Here is a 14,375-nt window from a genome sequence, read left to right as displayed (position 1 = left end):
TCCGCATGACCGTGGCAATGACCACCGGCTCCGGCCGGCGCCGCTGGACGCTGTACGCGGTGGCGTGGCTCCCCATGCTCGCCGCGTACTTCGGCGCCATCATGGCCGCTGGCGGCCCCGTGGGCCCCATCTTCATGCTGGCGGTGAGCAACACCCTTCCGGCCGCACTGGTCGGGATCGGAGTGGTGCACGCGTGCGCGCGCATCCCGTGGGGCAGCCGCGGCCGCGTCGCGTTCTTCGGCATCCACGTTGGGCTGGCCATCGCCTATTCGCTGGCGTGGTGCGGCGGAATGCTGGCCGTGCGCACCCTCGTGGAGTCGCTGTGGATGGGGCGGCTGCAAGTCGCCACGCTCACCTTCGAGGAGCTTCGCTGGCAGTTGGGCGCGGGCGTGCTGCTGTACGTGACCATCGCGGCCGTGCGCTACGTGGCCGAGGTGGGCGATCGCCTCCGCCAGCAGGAGGCGCGCGCCGCCCGGGCCGAGGCGCTGCGGACGCGCGCGGAGATGCAGGCGCTGCGCGCGCAGATCAACCCGCACTTCCTGTTCAACACCCTGCATTCGCTGCTGGAGCTGGTGAGCGCGGGCGACGGACGGGCCGAGGAGGCCATCGAACGATTCGGCGCGCTGCTTCACCGCACCTGCGACGTTCGCCTGGACGCGGCCGACGACGTGCCGCTGGATGAGGAGATGCAGCTCGTCCGCGACTACCTGTGGATCGAGCAGCTTCGCCTGGGCGCGCGCCTGATCGCCGAGCTGGAGGTGGATGACGACACATTGCGGTGCACCGTGCCGGCGTTCGTGCTGCAGCCGCTGGTGGAGAACGCGGTGAAGCACGCGGCGTCCCTGCGCGTGGCGCCGACGTGCATCCGCGTCCGCGCGGCGCGGGACGGCGGCCGGCTGCAGCTGTCGGTGGAGGATGACGGGCCGGGCGCCATCCTCGAGCAGGTGGAGCGTGCGCCGGGCGCGGGGCTGCGGCTGGTGCGCGGCCGGTTGGAGGCGCGCTACGGAGACGGCGGGCAGATTCGGATCACCACCGCGCCCGGGGCCGGGTTCCGCGTCGATGTGGGGCTTCCCGCGGCCGCTCCCGCGTTGGCCGCGGCGGGGCAGGGGTGAGCGCGATGGCGCTGCGGACGGTGATCGCCGAGGACGAGCCGCTGGCCCGGCAGCGGCTGCGGCGCTTCATCGAGCGCGACCCGCGCCTGGAACTGGTGGGCGAGGCGGAGAGCGGGATGGCCGCGGTGGAGCTGATCGATCGGCTGGCCCCCGACCTGGTGTTCCTGGACGTGCAGATGCCGGAGTGCACTGGGCTGGAGGTGCTGGAGCGCGCCGCGCATCGCCCCGCGCCGGTGTTCACGACGGCGTACGCGGAGTATGCGTTGCGCGCCTTCGAGGTAGAGGCGTACGACTACCTGGTGAAGCCGTTCGGATGGACGCGCTTTCAGGCGGCGGTAGACCGGGTGGCGCGCCGCCTGTCCGCCTCGCCGTCGACGCCGGCCCCCGCGCCAGAGCCGTACCTGGACCGGCTGTTCGTGCGCAGGCGCGGCGAGATGGTGCCGGTGAGCATGCGCGACGTGCACCGCGTCGAGGGCGCGGGAGACTACGTGACGCTGTGCACCGACGCCGGCCAGGTGCTGGCCGACATCAGCCTGAACGAACTGGAGCGGCGGCTGGACCCGGCGTGCTTCCGGCGCGTGCACCGGGCGCACATCGTGAACCTGGACCACGTGTCCGCCATCCGCCCGTACGACGAGCGCCGCCTGTCCATCCGCTTCGCCGACGGCTCGGAAGTGGTGGCCAGCCGCGCGGGCTCGCAGACTCTGCGCGAAATGGTGCGCTGACGGGCCGGTCCGCGTCGCCCCCGCAAGCGCACGGAGCTCCGCGGGCCGTCGCGAAGCCTGGCTCGGGTGGAGAAACCCGGTTCAGGAGGATGTCTCGGCCCAGGGCCACGCGGGGGGCTTGGCGAGGCCGATGAAGATGACGACGCCGTCACCACCCGGGTTGCCCGTGTCGGGCGGAAAGTTCGTGCGGAAGCGCGGCTTCCAGTTGTTGACCACCCACACGTTCCCCGCCTGGTCGATCTGGCAGCTGGTGGCGCGCATCAGCGGGCTGTAGCACTCCGTTCCGTCCTTGTAGACCGGATCGCCATCGTGCAGCAGCACGGGCTGCCCGGCGCTCGGGAGCGTGTAGCCGGTGAGGGGAGAGATGGGGTCGCCAGCGTTCAGCCCCGCAGGACGCGTGGCGGGATTGGCGCCCGCCAGCCGGGTGAGCCCGGCGTACGTGTAATCGCTCTCCAGCCCCAGCGCGCCAAAGTTGCCCACCCATACCTGGTCGTCCCCGTCCACGCAAAGGCCCCACGGCGCGTCCATCCCGCCGACGCCCCTGTACGCGCCGGCCACCTCGCCCTCCGGGTTCAGCTGGTACACCGTGCTGTCGGCGCCCGAGGCGAGCCACGCATTCCCCAGCGAATCCGTCGCGATCACCTTGCACCCGGCGCCCACCGGAACGGCGTCCAGCGTCTGCGTCAGCGCGCCGTCCTCCAGGCGGTACCGCGTAACGCTCCCGGCGTCCACCTTGGGCCACCCCAGGCCGCCGCTGTTGGAAACCCACGCGCTGCCGTCCGGGCTCAAGGCGATGCCGAACGGCTCGTCGCCACTGGGCAGCGAAACCGCCTTCTGCGGGTCGCCACCCGGAAACACCACCACGTCGCCGCTCCCGAAGCTGGCCATCCAGATGTTCCCCTCCGCGTCCGCCACGGTGGCCTGCGGGCGCTCCAGGCCGCCGCCGCCGTAGCCCGCGTCCCCCGACAGCGGCGTGCCGTCGGGACCAAAGGCAGACACGGTGCCGTTCACGGGGTACTGCGTGTCGGGATCGCCCCATCCAAAGTTGCCCACCCACACGTTACCGTCCGGCGCGATGGTGATGCCCCAGCCGGGCCCGATCAGTCCGCCGCCGGAAACCGGCGACTTGGCCGTCCCGTCCCGGCCGTCCGCCGGCGTTCCGTCCGGCTTGAGCACGATGATGAAGTTTCCCGAGTTGGGTGTGCCCTGCACCACGTTGTTGGCGATCCAGGCGTAGCCATTCCGGTCGAATGCCACGTTGGCCGGCCCGCCGAACATCCGCTCGTCATCCCCGGAATCGTTCACCTTCACGGCCAGCGTCCACGCATCCGGCGCGCTGAACAGCGGTGGCGAATACACCGTGGGCACCCCCTGCGACTGGTTGAACAGCGCGCCCGCGTTGTTCGCGGGATGCTGGGCGATGCTCGCCAGCGCCTGGAAGGTGTTGCCGGGCCGGGCGCCGCCGCCGGGCGTGGCGAGCTCCATCAGCCGGTCTTCCGCGCCGGGCACGCCGCGCACGCACGCCGCCACCAGGTTCGCCAGCGAGCGGGTGGAGCGCAGCGCGTTGGTCTGGTCGGCGTTGGGCGGGGACAGCAGCACCCGCGACGACGCGCCCGTCCGCGGATCGACCAGGTTGTCGTTCATCATCGCGGCAATGCGCAGCCCGAACGCACTTCCCGCGATCGAGGTCCCGTCCGTGAACTGCGCCATGCTGAACGCCGCGGCCACGGTGGTGAGTTCGTTGATCACGGCCTCGTCCCCGGTCCGCGGCCCCACGATGGTCGCCAGGACGGCCCCCTCCCGAACGGCCGTCGCGTACAGGATGCTCTCCGCCCCGTCGTCCTCGAGCGGGATGGAGAAGCTGCCGTCCGCGCCCGTCGTGGCGCTCCCCAGGCGGGTGGGGGCGCCCGGGGTGGCCCGGTACAGCGTGACGGTGTAGCCCGGCAGGGGCGCGACGGCGCCCGTGCCGCCCGACTGGACGGTTCCCGCGAAGTTCGGATTGGCCATGGGGAGTGGATCCCGGAGGGTGGAAGCGGAGGCAATCAAGCCGGCTGGCTCAACAATCGTCGCGAATGAATGGCGTCGCGCCATATGTAGGGCAAGCGCCATCACGCGCACCCGACGCGATGTCCAGCCGTGCGACGAGTTCCGGAACCGTGGCGCGCGCCCGCTCCACCGCCGCATTCATCGGGTCGTCACCGCTCAGGCCGGCTGATCCGCGCGGCTCTGGGCGCCGCCGCCGGGAAGCCGGCTGCCTGGTACGCCACGCGGCCCCCGACGATGGTCAGCACGCTCACCGTACGGGGGAGCGCCTCGGCGGGGACCGTGAAGATGTCCTGGGACAGGACGGCCAGGTCCGCGAGCATTCCCGGCGCGAGCCTGCCCTTGTCGCGTTCGGCGAATTCCGCGTACGCCGCGCCCAGCGTGTACATGGTCACCGCCTGCTCGCGCGAGAGCGCCTCCCCGGCGTCGGACGGCGACGTGGCGACCATCAGGTTGTGGAAGGGGCTGGCCACCCCGTCCGATCCGTAGGCCAGCGGAATGCCGGCCGCGCGCCACGTGGCCAGCGGCGCGCCCGCCCGTGGCTGGGCGATGATGATCCCCAGCCGCCGGGCGCGGTCTACCTGCGTGCCCACGATCCCGCGCCCGTGCTCGAGGCGCACCCGCCGCGCCCGCCACGCCGAAGCCGGCGCGAGCGCCTCCATTTGCGCCAGCACCAGCTTGGTCGCGCTGTCGCCCACCACGTGCAGGTGAAGCTGCGGCGCGCCGGGCCGGAGCGCTTCGGCAAGGATGGAGCGCACGGTATCCAGCGGAAAGTTCAGGCGGCCGTGCCACCCGGGACGGCCCGGATACGGCGTGCGGCTCAGCGCCAGTTCTTCGAGGGGCGTGCCGTCGATCACCCACTTGCGCCCGGATACCGTCACCCTCGGCCCAGGGTGCGGGTCGGCCGCGTCCCACTCCCGCTCCAGGCGGCCGGTGGCCGAGGGAATGGGCCAGCGGATGAGCCGCACCCGGATGGGAAGCGCCGCCGCGCGGAACACCCGCACCGTCTGGGCGGGCTCGGCGTTGCTCGCCATGTTCTGCACGGTGGTGACGCCCATCCGCAGCGACTCGTCCGCGAAGCGGCGCAGGCTGGACACCAGCGCGGTGTCGGGGAGGAACGAGTACAGCCGGCGGAGCGCGCCGTACTCGGCGTACTCGTCCATGCGTCCCGTAAGGCGCCCCTCGGCGTCGCGCTCGTACCAGCCCCCCGGCGGATCGGGCGCGTCGTCCGCGATTTCCAGCATGCGCAGCGCCGGTCCGTTGGCCACGGCACCGTGCCCCCACCACGTCCACAGCAGCACCGGGTGATGCGGCGCCGCGGAATCCAGCGCGGCCCGGCGCGCGGCCGGGTCGTTCAGCATCCGCAGGCCGATGGTGGTCTGGATCCACGTTCCCCGCGGCGTGCGCGCAGCGAGCGCGCGGATGGAGTCGAGCACCGGCGCGAGCTCGGGATTCGGCGTGGGCGAGGGGCCGGTGCGGAACGCGCCGGGCAGTGCCACGTCGGGCACGTGCTCGTGCGCGTCGTTGATGCCGGGGATGACCACGCGTCCGCCCAGCGCAATGCGGCGCGTGCCTGGGCCGGCGAGCCGCTCCACCTGCTCGCTGGTGCCCACCGCCACGATGCGCTCGCCGCGGATGGCGAGCGCCTGGGCCCACGGGCGCGTGGAATCGGCGGTGAAGACCCTTCCTCCGGTCAGAATGAGGTCCGGCGCTGCCGCACCGCACTGCGCTGCGGCGGGGATCGAAATAGCGGCGGAGAGCGCCAGGCACGCGGTGCTGCGGGAGAGGGTCAAGGAAGTCTCCGGTAAGGCGGACGGGGTCTCGGTGCTGTGCCCCCGGGACGAGTGCGCGAGATCGTGCCTCAGGGCCGGAATAGCGCCGCGTGCCCAAAGGCTTCGCCGGTGTCGCCGTGCGGCCAGCGCTCACGGCGGAAGCTCACGCCCAGGCTGCCGTCCCGCGATCGGAACGACTCGTCCCACGACAGGCGCCCGGTGGCGGGATCCACCCGCGCCATGAGCATGCGCTCCTCGCCCCGGGTCTCCGCGCCCACGATCAGCCGCTGCGAGCCCGGGTCCTTCGCCAGCCAGTGCGGCCTGAAGAGGGTATCCGCCACCAGCCGCGAAACCTCCACGGGGCGTGCGGGGTCCCGCACGTCCAGGGTCACCAGCATGTTCATCCGGCCCACCGGCATCACCCAGTAGGGGCCGACCACGACCGGAATGCCGCAGGCGGCCCTGCGGTCCGCCGGCACGCCGGTGACCTCGACCGTGTAGACGCTCCGGAGCCGCGGCGCGTCCGTGCCGATGCCCGTCAGGTGATACAGGCCGCACCCGAACGCGTTCAGCAGCACGCTCCCGTCTGGCATCGCCCGCGGCTCGAAGGGCAGCTCGTGCCCGTTCTGCAGCACGCTACCGTCCTGTCGCCGGGCGGGGGGCACGGCCAGCGTGTGGAGCAGCGCGAGGTCCGAGAGCCGCCAGACCTGCACCACGTCGGCGCTGCTGTGCTCCATCATCCCGGCGCTGGTGGTGACCAGCCGGTCCGCTTCGGGGAGCACCGCAAAGGCGTAGGGGCGGATGGGAATGGTCCAGGCCGGGTCCGCCGCGCTGGCGGTGCGGAGCGGGCGGCCCTCCGGGTCGAGTTCCGCGATTCCGCCGTGCCCGCCCGGCATGGTGGTGTCGCCCGGCTCCGGACTGGGACCCTCGCTGCGCAGGTAGCCCACGAGCACGTTGCCGTTGGGCAGCCGGTAGAAGTCGTGCGGGTAGCGCAGCGGCGCCGGCGGCGGCAGCGAGCGGGCCAGCCGCGGCCGCTCCGCCTGCCGGGTGTCGAAGAGCAGGATCTGCTCGTGGTGGTGCGCGTTGGCGAACAGCAGCCGGTGGGATCCAGGAAGCTCGTACTCCAGGTGGTGCGGCATGGAACCCGTCAGCCCCACGGGCTCGGTGGCGATCACCTGGGCGTAGGTGGCGCTGCCGGGCTGAACGTCGACCACCGCCAGGAAGTCCTGGTGCTTCTCGTCGGTGTCGCCGGCCCACACGTACAGGTAGCGGGCGGGCGCGGATTCGGGGGCGGGCTGGCCTGCCTGCGCGGCGTGTGTACAGCCGGCCGCGCACAGCAGCAGGGGGAGCAGGACTTTCATGCGAGTGGTTCCTGCTGCGGGAGGAGGGGACCGCCGGCGAGACAGGTAGTATACGGGTGCGGCACTCGCCTCACCACAATGGCGCGCTGATCGTGCGCCCGGTGGGCTACTTTTGCGGGGCGGACAACGTGAACTCGTTCGACGTGCGCTCCTCCTGCGGTAGCGGGGTGGCGAGCGGGGGAACGTCGCCGTGATGGGACACCCCGTGCCAGACCAGGCGGTACGTGCCGTCGATATCATCCACTCTGAACTCCGGATACATGTCCGGCGCCGCTAGCACCTGAACCGTGTCCATGCGTTCTCCGCCCGGTGGCACGACCACGGGCAGGCTCCGGCAGGCGGGCGAAGCCCCGGTCCAGACCGAGGACCACGTATCGCCAATCCGCTTCTCGAGAGATGGGACGATGATCTCGTTGCAGTTGGTAAAATAGACCGAGTCGCCGGTCGTGTTGCGATAGACGTACGGAATGTGGATCTCGATCCCATCGCCGACGCGTCTGGCGTTGTAATGGAGCCGGGAGGTGCGAAAGCCTGGCATGGTTGCGCCGCGGTAGTCGGCCGGGGCGCCGCCGGAGTCGCGCGGGGCCTCGGAGGAGGAGCAGGCGCCCGCGGCGGCAACGGCCGCGAGAAGCACCCGGCGAAGAGTCCGATTCATCAGCGGCACCTCATAAAGTACCGTCCTTCCATCCGATTCGCCCTCCCCTGGCGTTGCGTCGGTAGACAGGGCCCGTCTACTTATCTGCCCTACGCTTGTTCGCCAGCCTCGTTCATCTGCTCCCGAAGCGCAAGCAGCCGTACGGCGAGGTGCTGCAACTGATTCGCGCGTCGCATCAGTCCATTCGCGAGTTGCTCAACGCTTTCGGATTGCGGAGTGCGCGCCCCTACTACCCAAGCTTCGAGCGCAGCGCGGCTCAGTTCCGCGTCACGCGCGAGCAAGGTACGCGGAAGCTCGCTCTCCTGGATTACTTCCCGAACGACCTTCTGGATTCGCTCCGGGCTGGCCACACGCGTCTCCCTTTGATGCGTAGAGCAGGGTAGTTGACAATCATCCGCTTACACATTACATATACACCCTAAGCCGAAGGGCAGCCGCTCACCCCGCCAAGAGTTCGCGACTGCCCTTAGAATCCACCCGCCGCGAGGCAGCTGGGATGTCTACACGATAGGCATCCTCCGCCGGAGGCGCAAGCAACGAGGAGGATGCAATGAACACGACGGGAGCCTCACCCGCGCGGCTGCTGGAGATGCTGTCAGACCGCTTCGGCGCGTTCGAGGCAATCGCCTACTCCACGATCAAGCTCGCGCGGCACGTGTCGTCGGACGAGCTATCGATGGATGTGCTGGTGGCGGAGGCTGTGCTGGAGTTCGCGGATGACCTACGGAACGCGGTCGGGGCGGTGAGTAACTCGACACCCCGCTAAGGGTAACGGCGTTGGTCGGCGGCGAGCTACTTAGGCCGGCGGATTTTGTACCCTAGTGCATTTACTTGGTCCTCAGTGTGCGCCACCACTTGCCTTCGCTCGGCCACGCTTCTACGGGCGGTGTCCGCTAACGATCCGTTGAAGGCGACGACCTGCTGATTCACCCTCGAAGTCCACTCCTTAGCACGGGCGAACTCGTCCTCGAACGTCGGCTTCAGGTTCGCAATGTCCCGTCCCGGTTGTGCATAGCTGAAGGCGAGTTCGTTTTTTCCGACGACTGCATGGGGCGCGCGCATTGAGTAAGGATTCGGTCGGCACGAAAACAGTTTCTTCTCGCCGGTGAACGGGACATGGAACGTGACTCGGATCCCGTCAACGTACGCTGGTTTGTTACGGTCATAAACAGCGCGGCGGAAATCCTGACTTACGTCGACCTTATCCTCCCTGTGCGAGACGGAGATTCCCTCCTCGTCCAGGTGGATGGGCTCAATGGTCAACTCCCTTACTATCCGGTCAGCCAGTTCGTCGTCCGAGGATGCCGAAAAATGAGAATTGCTCAACCGCAGCACACGGTCGTGCACCTCGCGCATCTGACTGCGGAGCACGTCGTCAAGATCGTACGTCGAGAAAAGCACATCAGAGTTGCTCATCCGTATTTCTCCACCAAGGTGGGGTCTCCCCATCGGCTATCGTGAGCGTGTAAATGCCCACTGCCGAAAGATAACCGAATCCGTGGGGACGCTCAAGATTGCCTCGACGCGATTACCTCGCAACGTCGGCTGCTCAATCGGGGTACGGGGTAAAGCCCAGCGGGAGACCTTCCGGCGAAGACTCTGGAAGGCCGGCCAACCTCGCTACATGATTATGATAGTCGAAGAGCCATTGGATTTTTTCCAGCACCGTTCCTTGCTGCAGTCCAACAGTCTTGGCGTAGTCCCGGATCAGAGTCTCGTGTGCGGGAATAAAGGCGTTACTAACGTAGTTCAGGAATATCTCACCGTCACGGTCACGGAGTAGAAGTTCCGATAGTGTCCCCCGTTGCGCGTCTCCCGTATCGGGGTCATTCCAGAAGTAATCAAGCGTATTACTATCTATAAGAATTCGAGGGAACCGGGCCCGTTTGCTTTCGAGCAGGTACGCTCCGATTAACGATGATGAAAAAAGAACACGTTCATCCTCATAATGCTTCCCGAACGCAATTCCGCCGCGCAGTAGTACGCAGCGCTCAAGAAAAAGCCGTTGGAGGTTAGCGCAACTTTGGATCAACGCTAGAATCGCATCGGGATTGAGTGAGGCTGAGATGATAATCGAATCTGAGAACACGCGCAGTTCCACCCCGGAGCCGGCGAACGTCTGGTGTACTGCGTCTGTCACCTCCAAGATCTTCGGGAGATGGACGGGCACAGCGGCACGGCTGTCGCGTTCTACCATCGCGCCAAATCCGAGGATGTCTAAAAACGCGGTGACAGCGTAGTGCATCTCAGCCACGGATCATGCTCCGGCAAGAGTGTCGTCGACATAAGCCGCCAGCCGAAAGAAGCGGTCGCGGAATCTCTCAATCTCCTCCTTTCGGTCATCCCATACTTTGCCTTGCCATTCAGTCTCTTCCTTTGTCAAACGCCACACGGGCTTTGCAAACGTAAGCATCATTGGGCCTAGGCTCGCGAAGTCCGGAATCTCTGAAGCAGTCGGATTGGAGAGGCATGCGCCGGCAATAACATCCTGAGTGCCCGTAGCTGCGATAAGCTTCGGAACAAGCTCCTCCCGAACGCGCTGCGGAATTCGGTCCATCCAAACACGGAAACCAGGCTTTGGTTTTCCGGCATGTCGCTGAAACCGCTGAACGACCAAGCCCAGCAGTTGAGGCTGGCCTTCGGATACATTCAACTTCAACTTCCGAAAGTCATCGACAATCATCCGGTGCTCCGTAATCCACTTGCGCAGAATTTCTGACAAGGACCCGATGGCCTGGAAGTTAAAACGATCGGGTGCGACAGGGACTAAGTAAGCATCACATGACAAGAAGAAGCTGCGCGTGAGCGCGCCCGCGCTCGGACCGACATCAACAAGGATGTAGTCGAGTTCATGGAGGTCTCCTAATCGGCGAAGCATGTCATGGATTGCAACGTAGCTTCGGCGCTGATGTAAGTCGCTTGTCAACCTTTGACTGTGCGCATAAGATAATTTGTCTTCGGCTTCGTTAAGGCTAATGTCGCCGCGCAGTAAAAACACAGGAAAGTTCTCATCGGCGGTTGCCAAAACAATGGCGTTAACGTCAACGTCAGGACGTTCTCCGGTGAGCCGGGGGTTGAGCGCATCAGTGATGGTACTGCCCGGAAGCTCCGTATGTGCACCAATGCCTTCTTTGGCGTCCAGTTCCTCGATAACACGCGAAAGAACCAACTCCGTGAGATTGCATTGGGGGTCAGCATCCACGACTAGTACGCGTCTTCCTCGTGCCTCTGCGAGAGCATGAGCTAGATTAAACGTCGTGGTCGTTTTGGAGACGCCACCTTTGTGGTTGTAGAGCGTGATGATCTTCGTCATTTGGTGCCCTCAATGAGAAGTGGCGGCTCAGTCCGGCGGCTAGCATAGCGCGCGCTCGGCGAGAACGCAACGCAGATGCAGTGATCCGGCGGCCCTGCCTAGGCTATGTGCTATTCATTCGCCCGGCCATCGCCAGGAGCTCCGGCGTGGACACCGACCGCCGGCCGTCGCAGAAGTCGGCGATCTGGTGGCGGCAGCTGAAGCCGGGGGCGACGACCAGGTCATTGGCCGAGGTGCCGCGGACGGCCGGGAAGAGCACGCGCTCGCCACAGGCCTTGCTCACGTCGTAGTGGCCTTCCTCGTAGCCGAACGAGCCCGCCATCCCGCAGCATCCGCTGTCCAGGATCTCGAACTCCAGCCCCTCCACCCGGCTCAGCACCTGGCGCGTGGGCTCCATGCCGACGAGCGCCTTCTGGTGGCAGTGGCCGTGGACCACGGCGCGCGCGTCCAGCCGGCCCGGCTTCCAGTCCGGCAGGCTGGCCAGGAACTCCTCCAGCGTCACCGACGCCGCGGCCAGCGACTTGGTCCGCGGGTCGCGCACCAGGTCGGGGAGCTCGTCGCGCAGGGTGAGGATGCAGCTGGGCTCCACGCCCACGATCCACGCGCCGGCCTCCACCTCCGGCGCCAGCGTGTTCAGCAGCGTCGCCTGCAGGTCGCGCGCGTGGTCCAGCAGCCCCTTGCTCACCGCCGCGCGCCCGCAGCACACCTGCTGCTTCGGCAGCTGCACGTTGAAGCCGGCGCGCTCCAGCACCGTCACGGTGGCCTTCAGCGGCTCGGTGCCGAAGAAGCCGTTGAAGGTGTCGTCGAACAGGATCACCCTCGGGCGATCGGCCGCGGCGGGCTGGGGGCGGCGCTTGAACCAGCGGCGGAACGGCTCCGGCGCGAAGGTGGGCATGTCGCGGCGCGGGTCGATGCCGCCCATCCGCTTGATCATCCCCGACAGCACCTTGTTGCCGAAGTTGGCGAACCCTGGCGCGATGGACGCCGCGCGCGCCACGTCGTGGATGCGCCCGAAGAACTGCGCCTTGCGGTCCACCCCGTGCTCGCGGTGGTGCTGGGCCAGGAACTCGGCCTTGTAGCGCGCCATGTCAACGCCCACGGGGCACTCCGTCTTGCACCCCTTGCACTGCAGGCACAGGTCCAGCGACTCCAGCACCTCCTTGCTGCGCATTCCCGGCAGGCTGCCCGTCATCGCCTCGCGCAGCGCGTTCGCCCGGCCGCGGGTGCTGTGCTGCTCCTCCAGCGTCACCATGAACGACGGGCACATGGTCCCCGCGTCCAGCTTGCGGCAGACGCCCATGCCGTTGCACTTCTCCACCGCCACGGCGTAGTCGCCGCCGTCCTCGGAGTAGTCGAACCACGTCTGCGGGGGATGCGCGCGATACGCCTCGCCGAAGCGCAGGTTCTCGCTCATCCGCTGCACGGGCGGCACGATCTTCCCCGGGTTCATGCGGTCTTCCGGGTCCCACGCGCGCTTCACCTGCCGATGCAGCTCCATGATCTCCGGCCCGAACATGATGGGCAGGAACTCGCTGCGCGCCAGCCCGTCGCCGTGCTCGCCGGAAAGCGATCCACCGAACTCCACCACGAGTTCCGCCACCTGGTGCGCGATGGACTGCATCCGCCCGACGTCCTCGCCCCGCTTGAGGTTCAGGTCCACGCGGATGTGAAGGCACCCCTGCCCGGCGTGCCCGAAGAAGCCCAGCGTGGTGCCGTTGCGCGCGACGATCTCCTCGAAGCGCCGCGTGTAGGCGCCCAGCTTTTCGGGCGCGATGCCGGTGTCCTCGACGAACTCCTGCGGCTTGATGTCGCGATGCGCCGTGGTGCGATACAGCAGCCCCGTCGCGGCCTGGCGCAGCGCCCACGCGGCCGTCTGCTCCCGCGCGGAAAGGTAGACGGCCGGCGTGGGCCTGCCCGGCAGCCCCGGCGCGCGCCGCGCGAAGTCGTGGGCCAGCTCCGCCACCTCGTCCGCCGTCTCCCCGCTGAACTCGCAGAACAGCACGCCCAGCGCGTCTGGCGATGCCATCAGCGCCGTGGAGCGGAAGTCCAGCAGCTCGCGCGCGCCCTGCATCACCCGCGAATCCACGATCTCCAGCGCGGAAAGGCCGGCCTCGTCCAGGATGTGCGGCGTGGCGTCGAAAGACGTGAACCGCTCGCGAAAGCTCAGCAGCACCAGCGCGCGATGCGGGGGCACGGGCACCAGCCCCAGCTCCGCCTCCACGACGGTGGCCAGCGTTCCCTCGGACCCGACGACAAGGTGCGCCAGGTTCAGCTCCGGCGCCTCGAGCATGGCGTCGAAGTTGTAGCCCGACACGCGCCGCGGCACCTTGGGATACCGCGAAAGGATGCGCTCGCGCTCCGGCTCCAGCAGCCCCAGGACCTTTCGCGCCAACTCGCCCTCCACGCCCGCCATCCCCTCGACGCTGTCGCGCCCCACGGGCCCGAAGTGCGCGGCGCCGGCGTCGTGAAGCACGCAGTCCAGCGAGTGGACGTGGTCGCCCGTCTTACCATAGACGAGGGACCGCGCGCCGCACGAGTTGTTGCCGATCATCCCGCCCAGGCAGCACTGGCGGATGGTGGCCGGGTCCGGCCCGAAGGTGAGCCCGTGCGGCGCCGCGGCGCGGTTCAGCCGATCCAGCCGCACGCCGGGCTGCACGCGCGCACGCCGGCGGTCGGGGTCGATGTCGATCACGCGGTTCATGAACTTGCCGAAATCCAGCACCAGGGCGGGCCCCACGGTCTGCCCGGCGAGCGCCGTCCCGCCACCGCGCGGAAGCACGGGCACACGGTTTTCCGCCGCCAGCCGCACCGCGTTCTGCACGTCCTGCGCGTCGCGGGGCACCACGACGCCCACGGGGAGGATCTGGTAGAGCGAGGCGTCGGTGCTGTAGAGCAGGCGCGACTTGGCGTCGAAGCGAACCTCGCCGCGGATGCGCTCCTTGAGGGCGCGCTCCAGGCGGGCTCCCTTTGCGTCGGGCTGAATGACGAGCATCAGGACTGGGCTGTGTGGATGACGGCTGGCCGGCGATGGATCGCGGTGCATGCTGCGGGATGCGTGCCGGGCGCCCCACCCCGGCCCCTCCCCGCACGGTACTGCTGTGCGGAGAGGGGAGAACGTCGGTTCCGGTGAGGTTCGACTGACTGCCGGTGCATGCCGCGGCAGCCCCCTCTCCCCGGCCCTCTCCCCCGCTTCGCAGGGGAAAGGGAGAATTCGATCGCGCTTCGGCCGAGTCACGCGCGAAACCCTGGACAGACGCGAAACCGGCCGAGTCACGCGCGAAACCCTGGACAGACGCGAAACCGCCCGAGTCACGCGCGAAATCCTGTCATCCTGAGGCCCAGGCGCGCCAAACTTGCCCGCAGCACAGGCTTCGCGGGCCGAAGGATCTAACCG

The 14,375-nt window shown here is 68.1% G+C and carries 12 protein-coding genes; 3 read left to right on the top strand and 9 right to left on the bottom strand.

Annotated features, from left to right (window positions below; all coding sequences use genetic code 11):
• The first annotated feature begins 5 nt into the window (after window positions 1-5).
• Entirely contained in the window at window positions 6-1,112 is a 1,107-nt protein-coding gene (locus VGB24_RS13800; protein WP_331073529.1) for a sensor histidine kinase, read from the top strand.
• A gap of 5 nt (window positions 1,113-1,117) precedes the next feature.
• The gene (locus VGB24_RS13795) at window positions 1,118-1,837 is read left to right on the top strand and encodes a LytTR family DNA-binding domain-containing protein (RefSeq protein WP_331073594.1); all 720 of its coding nucleotides are present in this window, start codon (window positions 1,118-1,120) and stop codon (window positions 1,835-1,837) included.
• 81 nt (window positions 1,838-1,918) lie between these two features.
• Here VGB24_RS13795 and VGB24_RS13790 read toward each other — a convergent pair whose 3' ends face one another.
• The 5 genes from VGB24_RS13790 to VGB24_RS13770 all read right to left on the bottom strand — a co-directional run bounded on the left by VGB24_RS13790 (window position 1,919) and on the right by VGB24_RS13770 (window position 8,018).
• Window positions 1,919-3,844 (bottom strand): hypothetical protein, encoded by a 1,926-nt coding sequence (locus tag VGB24_RS13790; protein WP_331073528.1) that lies wholly within the window; start codon window positions 3,842-3,844, stop codon window positions 1,919-1,921.
• A 188-nt stretch (window positions 3,845-4,032) separates the two neighbouring features.
• Window positions 4,033-5,673: an amidohydrolase gene (locus VGB24_RS13785; protein ID WP_331073527.1), complete on the bottom strand. Its 1,641-nt coding sequence runs from the start codon at window positions 5,671-5,673 to the stop codon at window positions 4,033-4,035.
• A gap of 68 nt (window positions 5,674-5,741) precedes the next feature.
• On the bottom strand, window positions 5,742-7,013 hold the full coding sequence (locus tag VGB24_RS13780; RefSeq protein ID WP_331073526.1) for a hypothetical protein: 1,272 nt from the start codon (window positions 7,011-7,013) through the stop codon (window positions 5,742-5,744).
• A gap of 106 nt (window positions 7,014-7,119) precedes the next feature.
• The gene (locus VGB24_RS13775) at window positions 7,120-7,668 is read right to left on the bottom strand and encodes a hypothetical protein (protein ID WP_331073525.1); all 549 of its coding nucleotides are present in this window, start codon (window positions 7,666-7,668) and stop codon (window positions 7,120-7,122) included.
• Window positions 7,669-7,757: 89 nt separating this feature from the next.
• Window positions 7,758-8,018 carry a hypothetical protein gene (locus tag VGB24_RS13770; protein WP_331073524.1) on the bottom strand — a complete coding sequence of 87 codons (261 nt, stop codon included), beginning with the start codon at window positions 8,016-8,018 and terminating at the stop codon, window positions 7,758-7,760.
• A 200-nt stretch (window positions 8,019-8,218) separates the two neighbouring features.
• Between VGB24_RS13770 and VGB24_RS13765 the strand changes: the two genes are divergently transcribed.
• Window positions 8,219-8,434 (top strand): hypothetical protein, encoded by a 216-nt coding sequence (locus VGB24_RS13765; RefSeq protein WP_331073523.1) that lies wholly within the window; start codon window positions 8,219-8,221, stop codon window positions 8,432-8,434.
• 26 nt (window positions 8,435-8,460) lie between these two features.
• Here VGB24_RS13765 and VGB24_RS13760 read toward each other — a convergent pair whose 3' ends face one another.
• The 4 genes from VGB24_RS13760 to VGB24_RS13745 form a co-directional block, all read right to left on the bottom strand.
• A complete protein-coding gene (locus VGB24_RS13760) occupies window positions 8,461-9,084 on the bottom strand; it encodes a hypothetical protein (protein ID WP_331073522.1) in 624 nt (207 codons plus the stop codon).
• A gap of 133 nt (window positions 9,085-9,217) precedes the next feature.
• Window positions 9,218-9,922: a hypothetical protein gene (locus VGB24_RS13755; protein WP_331073521.1), complete on the bottom strand. Its 705-nt coding sequence runs from the start codon at window positions 9,920-9,922 to the stop codon at window positions 9,218-9,220.
• 3 nt (window positions 9,923-9,925) lie between these two features.
• Window positions 9,926-10,981 (bottom strand): ParA family protein, encoded by a 1,056-nt coding sequence (locus VGB24_RS13750; protein ID WP_331073520.1) that lies wholly within the window; start codon window positions 10,979-10,981, stop codon window positions 9,926-9,928.
• Window positions 10,982-11,084: 103 nt separating this feature from the next.
• On the bottom strand, window positions 11,085-13,973 hold the full coding sequence (locus tag VGB24_RS13745) for an FAD-binding and (Fe-S)-binding domain-containing protein (protein ID WP_331073519.1): 2,889 nt from the start codon (window positions 13,971-13,973) through the stop codon (window positions 11,085-11,087).
• Window positions 13,974-14,375: the final 402 nt, after the last annotated feature.

This window comes from Longimicrobium sp., assembly GCF_036399935.1.
GTDB lineage: Bacteria > Gemmatimonadota > Gemmatimonadetes > Longimicrobiales > Longimicrobiaceae > Longimicrobium.
This window is presented reverse-complemented; position numbering and strand designations above follow the sequence as displayed.

Bases quoted from the DNA above. Each gene is read 5' to 3' on its own strand.
- VGB24_RS13800 (WP_331073529.1), top strand. From the start codon at position 6: ATGACCGTGGCAATGACCACCGGCTCCGGCCGGCGCCGCTGGACGCTG.
- VGB24_RS13795 (WP_331073594.1), top strand. From the start codon at position 1,118: ATGGCGCTGCGGACGGTGATCGCCGAGGACGAGCCGCTGGCCCGGCAG.
- VGB24_RS13790 (WP_331073528.1), bottom strand. From the start codon at position 3,844: ATGGCCAATCCGAACTTCGCGGGAACCGTCCAGTCGGGCGGCACGGGC.
- VGB24_RS13780 (WP_331073526.1), bottom strand. From the start codon at position 7,013: ATGAAAGTCCTGCTCCCCCTGCTGCTGTGCGCGGCCGGCTGTACACAC.
- VGB24_RS13775 (WP_331073525.1), bottom strand. From the start codon at position 7,668: ATGAATCGGACTCTTCGCCGGGTGCTTCTCGCGGCCGTTGCCGCCGCG.
- VGB24_RS13765 (WP_331073523.1), top strand. From the start codon at position 8,219: ATGAACACGACGGGAGCCTCACCCGCGCGGCTGCTGGAGATGCTGTCA.
- VGB24_RS13760 (WP_331073522.1), bottom strand. From the start codon at position 9,084: ATGAGCAACTCTGATGTGCTTTTCTCGACGTACGATCTTGACGACGTG.
- VGB24_RS13750 (WP_331073520.1), bottom strand. From the start codon at position 10,981: ATGACGAAGATCATCACGCTCTACAACCACAAAGGTGGCGTCTCCAAA.
- VGB24_RS13745 (WP_331073519.1), bottom strand. From the start codon at position 13,973: ATGCTCGTCATTCAGCCCGACGCAAAGGGAGCCCGCCTGGAGCGCGCC.